Below are 431 nucleotides of genomic sequence, written 5' to 3'. Positions count from 1 at the left end.
CCCTGAAAATTTTTGCCACACCCCTACCTTTGCACCGCAATGGCAAATACGAACCTTCACAACGAATCCATTCCATCTCAACGTAAAAAAATTATTGTTCTCGGTAGTGGTCCCAACCGAATCGGTCAGGGTATTGAATTTGATTACTGCTGCGTACATGGTCTGCTCGCCATCAAAGAATGTGGCTACGAGGCGATCATGGTGAACTGTAACCCCGAAACCGTAAGTACCGACTTCGATATGGCCGATAAGCTGTATTTCGAGCCGGTTAACTGGGAACATCTCTGGGAAATTATTGAACTGGAACAACCTTATGGTGTTATCGTTCAGTTGGGTGGACAAACAGCCCTTAAACTGGCAAAACGTCTGCACGAAAAAGGAATCCGCATCATCGGTTCTTCGTTCGACAGTATGGATATTGCCGAAGACCG

General features: G+C 46.2%; 1 pseudogene. It reads left to right on the top strand.

The features are described from left to right. Positions 1-63: 63 nt before the first annotated feature. Positions 64-431 (top strand): annotated as a pseudogene (locus tag ENE75_RS26085) (carbamoyl phosphate synthase preATP-grasp domain-containing protein); the annotation flags it as partial.

Origin of the sequence: Rubrivivax albus (assembly GCF_004016515.1) — a bacterium.
Taxonomy (GTDB): domain Bacteria; phylum Pseudomonadota; class Gammaproteobacteria; order Burkholderiales; family Burkholderiaceae_C; genus Rubrivivax; species Rubrivivax albus.
Note: the sequence above shows the minus strand (reverse complement) of the source record. Positions and strands in the feature narration are given on the sequence as shown.